The sequence below is a fragment of the Paenibacillus xylaniclasticus genome (assembly GCF_004001065.1).
GTDB lineage: Bacteria > Bacillota > Bacilli > Paenibacillales > Paenibacillaceae > Paenibacillus_T > Paenibacillus_T xylaniclasticus.
Window position 1 is genome coordinate 1 of sequence record NZ_BIML01000062.1, and the last position, 5972, is coordinate 5972.

The 5972-nt window shown below is 49.0% G+C and carries 9 protein-coding genes; 3 read left to right on the forward strand and 6 right to left on the reverse strand.

Going from position 1 to position 5972, the window contains the following annotated elements:
* Positions 1 to 343 precede the first annotated feature (343 nt).
* From PXY01_RS21770 to PXY01_RS23130, 6 genes are all read right to left on the reverse strand, one after another.
* Complete coding sequence (locus PXY01_RS21770; RefSeq protein ID WP_127573210.1) at positions 344 to 1087, reverse strand: HAD family hydrolase; 744 nt, start codon at positions 1085 to 1087, stop codon at positions 344 to 346.
* Between the two features lie 55 nt (positions 1088 to 1142).
* Positions 1143 to 1610, reverse strand: a complete 468-nt coding sequence (locus PXY01_RS21775) for a 5' nucleotidase, NT5C type (protein ID WP_246028062.1) — start codon at positions 1608 to 1610, stop codon at positions 1143 to 1145.
* A 167-nt stretch (positions 1611 to 1777) separates the two neighbouring features.
* On the reverse strand, positions 1778 to 2110 hold the full coding sequence (locus tag PXY01_RS21780) for a lipid-A-disaccharide synthase N-terminal domain-containing protein (RefSeq protein WP_127573212.1): 333 nt from the start codon (positions 2108 to 2110) through the stop codon (positions 1778 to 1780).
* Position 2111: 1 nt separating this feature from the next.
* The gene (locus PXY01_RS21785) at positions 2112 to 2819 is read right to left on the reverse strand and encodes a glycosyltransferase family 2 protein (RefSeq protein WP_127573214.1); all 708 of its coding nucleotides are present in this window, start codon (positions 2817 to 2819) and stop codon (positions 2112 to 2114) included.
* Entirely contained in the window at positions 2813 to 3850 is a 1038-nt protein-coding gene (locus tag PXY01_RS21790; protein WP_127573216.1) for a GDP-mannose 4,6-dehydratase, read from the reverse strand. The genes PXY01_RS21785 and PXY01_RS21790 overlap by 7 nt, the downstream gene beginning before the upstream one ends.
* Entirely contained in the window at positions 3847 to 3981 is a 135-nt protein-coding gene (locus PXY01_RS23130; RefSeq protein WP_262385132.1) for a hypothetical protein, read from the reverse strand. The genes PXY01_RS21790 and PXY01_RS23130 overlap by 4 nt, the downstream gene beginning before the upstream one ends.
* Before the next feature lie 184 nt (positions 3982 to 4165).
* Here PXY01_RS23130 and PXY01_RS21795 point away from each other — a divergent pair, with 184 nt between their 5' ends.
* The 3 genes from PXY01_RS21795 to PXY01_RS23430 all read left to right on the forward strand — a co-directional run bounded on the left by PXY01_RS21795 (position 4166) and on the right by PXY01_RS23430 (position 5765).
* Entirely contained in the window at positions 4166 to 4456 is a 291-nt protein-coding gene (locus PXY01_RS21795) for a hypothetical protein (RefSeq protein WP_127573218.1), read from the forward strand.
* Positions 4457 to 4708: 252 nt separating this feature from the next.
* Entirely contained in the window at positions 4709 to 4999 is a 291-nt protein-coding gene (locus PXY01_RS21800) for a transposase (protein WP_127573219.1), read from the forward strand.
* 490 nt (positions 5000 to 5489) lie between these two features.
* Positions 5490 to 5765: a DDE-type integrase/transposase/recombinase gene (locus PXY01_RS23430; protein ID WP_373864316.1), complete on the forward strand. Its 276-nt coding sequence runs from the start codon at positions 5490 to 5492 to the stop codon at positions 5763 to 5765.
* Positions 5766 to 5972: the final 207 nt, after the last annotated feature.

Consider the following 5972-nt stretch of genomic DNA (forward strand, 5'->3'; position numbering starts at 1 on the left):
TACCGATTTGGGGCGATATAGATGTACGAGGTGCGGCAACTTTACGAATCTTAAACCATTTGTGCGAAATGAATGTACTTTGTGCAGCGAGTAGAAAGCAGAGCGCAAAGATAACGACACGCTGCACTAGTACATCTCACCTATCGCAACTTACCCACCCTTCATTGCAATCACCCCCATGCGAGCCGCATAAAAAAGAGCCCGCACAATGTACAGGCTCTAGTGTGTATAAAGTTGTGTAATAACCAGTCCGGTGCCGAATGAATGGACCTCGTGCAGAATAAGCTCCCGCGAACAGCTTACCCGAGCAACCATCGAACGAACCACCCGCTCTGGACTCCTCTTAACGCCCGATCTTTCTTCCGACCAAATAGGCTCGAATTGCGTCCGGAACCTCCTTCAGCGATTTCAGAGTAAGGAAGGCGCCCTGAGGCTCGACGTCTATGTCAATGTTGTTAAACTCCCACTCGTCCTCGGCCGGGATGTGGATGACGTTAACGCCAACAGCTAGTCCCGGCATAATATCCGTGCGCAGCGAGTTGCCGATCATCCAGGTGTCAGACGGCTGAAGCCGCAATTGATCCATAATTCGTCTAAGCGCCGCTGTGTCTTTATGCTTAGATATAAAAATGCGAGTGTCGAAGTAAGCGGACAGCTCAAGCTGCATTATTTTGCGATACTGATTGGATTCATCACCGCCTGTATGCAGCACTAAGCTGCACCCTTCCTCACGCAGCCGGTCAAGCGTCTCCACCATCTCCGGCAGCGGCTCCACCGGAATAGAAAATACGCTAAGCCCAAGCGTATACAATTGATCTACCGTCCGGTTATCGACCTCTTCTCCCTGCTCTTGCTGGAATTGGCTGTACGTCGCAACGAACGACTCCGGCAAATGCTCCATCGTAAGTCCATTAGCCTCCACTGAGGCAAGATCGATCTCCATCAGCCGGCTGCGAATGACAGATCGGTCAACGTCCGGGAACAGCTTCATCATATGGTCGAGGAATTGCTCGATGACGATGCCGAAATATTTGTTGCAATGAATAAGCGTGTCGTCAAGATCGAAAATAATCGTTTGCGTATTCATATTCCCCACTCCAAGTCGCAGATGAATGACACCGAATAAAGGATCGAGACTGCCGCTACTTCAGAAAATAGTCGCGCACCTCATGCCAATTGTTCACTCGAATATACCCTGTCTCATATATATTGTGGGGGGCGGTGAATAAAATGCCGTGTCCTTGAAACCGCTCAAAATGCCGGGGCGAATCATCGATCAAACAATCCGCGCGGATAATGCTTTTATCGCCGCAGAACGCATCGTTCATCGGAGAGATCCACGAAAAATGCTCGCGTAGCCACTCATATTTGCAGGTAAACGACGAGGGATGCTCCATCGCTGCCGTCGTAAAGAAAATTTCATAATGCTCGCTAAGCTCACGGATTACCTGCTGGCTTCCTTCGATGACGGCTAAGTCCCGGAAAAAACGCGGCTCATTCACGAACCCAATAATTTGCTCCGCACGCTCCGGATAGAGCTTCCACAGTCTTGTCCCATTCGTGTCTTGAGCCGTCATGGCTTCATTAAAGTGTTCATTAAATAACGCCAATTGCTAGCCCATCATATCCGCTACCACTTCATCCATATCGATTGCGATTCGCTTCAATAAGAACACCTCCGTCGTTCATCTATTCGTGAAATGGAGAAAATACCCTTTCAAAATAAACGAGTTCTACGAAATTTAAACAACGGGCATCCCTCCGAATGCCCGTTCCTTTATAAATTCGTATCGACGGAGCGGTTACCCGACTGCTCATTCGCTAAGCTAGCCTTACGTTTGATCATGATATTACGAATATATACGAATACGCTGGGCAGCTGCCCGAGAATGAAGACCGGGTCACGGCGGTAGATCGCATAAGCCGACAAAATGGCGCTGCCAAGAATGCTGTACACCCAGAAAGACAGCGGGATGACGGTTTGCTTCGCCTTCTCGCTCGCCAGCCACTGCGTAATGAACCGCAAAGAGAACAACAGCTGCCCGATAAGACCGAATACGATCCAGCACAGATCAACGACATTGGTATAATGAAACGAAAGCTGTCCCATCCTATTGGCCCTTAATTTGGTAGCGAATGACCCGTTTGCGCAGCCAGCCGACGACAATCGCATCCATCAAGCCAACGAACGCCCGGTTGAACACGCCATATTTCGAAACACCGAACTGCCGTTCATGATGCGACACCGCAACCTCAATCACTTTGAAGCCGTTTATCTTCGCTAGCGTCGGCAGAAACCGGTGCATTCCTTCATACAAATAATAGCTGTCTGCAACTTCCCGCTTCATCAGCTTCATCGGACATCCCGTATCGTAGATGCTGTCGCCGGTCAGCCAGTTACGGACGCCATTGCCTATGCGCGAAGAGACCTTCTTCAGGAACGTGTCCTGTCGACGTACCCGCTTGCCATTCACGAAATCCATCTGCGGAATGTACGGCATCAGCGTAAAAATATCTCGCGGATCTGTCTGCAGGTCGGCATCGATCAGTGCAATCAGCTCACCGCTAGACTGCTTCAGTCCGGCATAGATCGCGGCAGTCTGCCCGCAATTCGACTCGAAATGAATTACCTTCACCGCTTCATCCTCTTTCGCCAGCTCATTGAGCAGACTTGCGCTGCGATCTTTACTTCCATCGTTAACGAGTACGATCTCGTAGCTGTCGATCCGGCCCTTTACTGCATTCGTAATGGCTTCATACAACGGCCGAATATTTTCTTCCTCATTATAAATAGGCGCCACGATTGACAGTCTTACCATACGCACTCACTCCTGTACCATGTAACGAACCGATTAATCCCTTGCGCCAACTGCGTCTTCGGATGGTAACCGAACAGCCGGTTCGCTTTTGAAATATCCGCATACGTGCTCTCGACATCCCCAGGCTGCCGGGGCAGCCGGCGAATGCTCGCTTTGCGTCCGAATTCCTCTTCAATCGTTCGCACGAGCTCAGAAAGCGTTATGGTATGATTCGTACCCAAATTGACGATTTCATATACCAGCTCATGACTTTCGACATAGCGAAGCGCGCCGAGCATTCCGTCGATAATATCGTCAATATACGTATAATCACGCCTTGTCGAGCCGTCGCCGTACACCGTCAGCTCCTCGCCCTGATCCAGCATGCGGCAAAATTTATATATCGCAAGATCCGGGCGCTGCCTTGCACCATAGACCGTAAAGAACCGGAGCATTATCGTATCAATGCCGTACAAATAATGATACGTGTGCCCGACAATTTCACACGTCTTCTTCGTTGCTGCATAGGGAGATATACACCTGTCCACTGCGTCCTTCTCGGAAAAAGGCACCTTCGTCTGATTGCCATATACAGACGACGAAGAGGCGCACAGCCATTTGCGTACGCCATGCTTACGCATCGCTTCGAGCACCTGCATCGTTCCCCGGACATTGACCTCCTCATACAGAAGCGGGTCCGCGATCGACGGCCTTACCCCGGCCATGGCTGCAAGATGGATGACCGCATCGATCTTCTCCTGCGCGAATACCGATTCCAACTCATCGGCATTTCGAATGTCCGCGACGACGAGCTTATAATTCGTACGATTCACGAGGCTTGGCAGTTCTCGCAAATCGTCCTCCTTATTTCGAGAAGACATCTTAGCCCTCTTCGTCCCCGTGCTTTGAAGTACGTTGCTAACCTTAATCCGGTAGTCATAAAAGTCGGCAAAATTGTCGATACAAACAACGCGATGCCCCAGGCTCAGCAGCCTCTCACACCAGTGAGAGCCAATGAAGCCGGCACCTCCGGTTACGCAATAGGTTTTCATAGAGCCTCCTGCAGCGAATAAAGCCGCCGATCCGAGCCGTCTCCGGCTCCATAATCGTCTTCGTTCGGGACAATCAATAGCGCCGCTAACTTGACGAACGTTAGAATGGCGCTGCTGTCCTTCTTCATCATCAGCCATATTCACCTCCAGCTCTTCGCATGATTCATGTAAAGGTTGGGCGGTCCAAATGCGGGTGTTGTCTCATAGTTATGCTTGAATCGCCTTTTTCATGCTGTGCAATTGACAGCTCTCTGTTAGAATAGAAGCAGCACGCAAATATCTCATAACACTATGACGCGAAGGATGGTAGTTTCCATGACGAAAGCCTATATGACCTTAACGACGATCTATGTGAATAGCACACCGATCCATACGATCTCTCTGAATGAACCGAATCTAACGCATATTGCTAATCTTGTAAAAGAGACCGCTTCCATGCTGAAGCTCGAAGGCATACTGTCAGGCGGAACACCAAGAGACACCGACACAGGGGGCAAAGCGATCGCTTATACGCTCGGCGAGCACAAGGTGCTGGTCGTGCTGGAGAAGCTGCCGATTATGAAATTCGATGCAGCGAGCGAGAAGTACGATTACGCGAAGTTTTGAGGAAGGGACCGTAACCGGCCGGGAGGATGGTTGCGGTTTTTTAATGTGGATGAGAGAAGATGATCCCAATGAGTTCAAGGACCATCTTATAGATTGGTAAATTAAAGCGGTTGTGCATTAATCGTATAGCCCCTTCCAAGGCTCAATCGTTTTGATTGCGGTTAACGTGGAGTAATACGATAAAAATGCAGTCGAAAAACCCCTCGCATAAAATAAAATGGAAGCTAACGAGAAACGAGAGGACGGGAGACAATGAGTCGATACGACAAAGCATCTAAAGAAGAAGCTGTACGATTAAGCGATGAGATTGGACCAAAGAAAGCCGCGGAGCAGTTGGGTATCTCCTACCACACTTTGCAGGATTGGAGAAAGCAAAGAACGCTGCACGGCGACGGAGCGTTTATTGGTAGCGAACGTGCCTATGCCTCTGCAGATAAGACGCCACGTGAAATTGAATTGGAACGAGAAATAAGCGAACTGCGCCTTGCGAATGAAATTCTTAAGGATGCACTTGGTTTTTTCGCAAGAGACCGGAAGCGGTAAAAATATGCCAACTCTATGCTTACATCCGAGAACGACGGAATCAATGGAGCGGCAAAGAGATGTGCGATGTACTTGCAGTCAGCGAATCAGGCTATTATCGTAGCTTGAAGCCTACACCTCGAAAGGAGCGGCAGCAACTTCTTCTGGTCAAAATCAAAACTATCATCGATGAACATGAAGACAATAGAAATTACGGTGTCCAGCGTATTCTGCTTGCGCTGTCGCAAAGGGAGATCACTACCAGCTACAGCACCGTCTACTGAATAATGAAGCAGCATGGCCTGCTGAAGAAAGCCAAGCGTCATCCAAACGGCATAACACGTGAAGACGCCGAAGCTCAAAAGAGCGAGAACTTGATCTAGAGAGACTTTACAGCTTCAGCAGCCAACCAGAAGTGGCTATCGGATATCACCGCAGTCTCTTGTTCAGACGGCAAGCTATATCTTTCTGTAGTAATGGATTGTTTCAACGGCGAGATCGTAGGCTTGCTATGGACGATAACATGCGGAAGGAACTCTGTATCCAAGCTTTTGAGAGTGCCTGTAAAGCAAGAAATGCTCGTGGGTTGATCTTTCATAGTGATCGAGGCAGTCAATATACGAGCCATGCCTTCCGAGAATGTCTAGCGAAACAAGATGCTATTCAGAGCATGAGTGGCACAGGACGTTGCTATGACAATGCAAGGATGGAAAGCTTTTTTGCTACGCTAAAGAAAGAAAAAGCTATACAAGATCAACACCGAGCGTTATCCGATAGCTTATGTTAAATCGATCATCTTCAGATACATCATGGTCTACTATAACAGACAGCGGATCTACACCTCAAACCCTGGAGGATGGCCCCCAGTTATTTATCGTCAGAGGATGTATTCACAAGCTGCTTAGGGTCTGTCAAGAATCTTGTGTAAACTCTTTTATAAGGAATTCCCCCGAGAGGGAATTGGCCTATTTAGCGTAGGTGCTGACCGACCCGA

Coding starts and splice junctions, on each gene's coding strand:
- PXY01_RS21770 (WP_127573210.1), bottom strand. CDS start 1,087: ATGAATACGCAAACGATTATTTTCGATCTTGACGACACGCTTATTCAT.
- PXY01_RS21780 (WP_127573212.1), bottom strand. CDS start 2,110: ATGGGACAGCTTTCGTTTCATTATACCAATGTCGTTGATCTGTGCTGG.
- PXY01_RS21785 (WP_127573214.1), bottom strand. CDS start 2,819: ATGGTAAGACTGTCAATCGTGGCGCCTATTTATAATGAGGAAGAAAAT.
- PXY01_RS21790 (WP_127573216.1), bottom strand. CDS start 3,850: ATGAAAACCTATTGCGTAACCGGAGGTGCCGGCTTCATTGGCTCTCAC.
- PXY01_RS23130 (WP_262385132.1), bottom strand. CDS start 3,981: ATGATGAAGAAGGACAGCAGCGCCATTCTAACGTTCGTCAAGTTAGCG.
- PXY01_RS21795 (WP_127573218.1), top strand. CDS start 4,166: ATGACGAAAGCCTATATGACCTTAACGACGATCTATGTGAATAGCACA.
- PXY01_RS21800 (WP_127573219.1), top strand. CDS start 4,709: ATGAGTCGATACGACAAAGCATCTAAAGAAGAAGCTGTACGATTAAGC.
- PXY01_RS23430 (WP_373864316.1), top strand. CDS start 5,490: ATGGACGATAACATGCGGAAGGAACTCTGTATCCAAGCTTTTGAGAGT.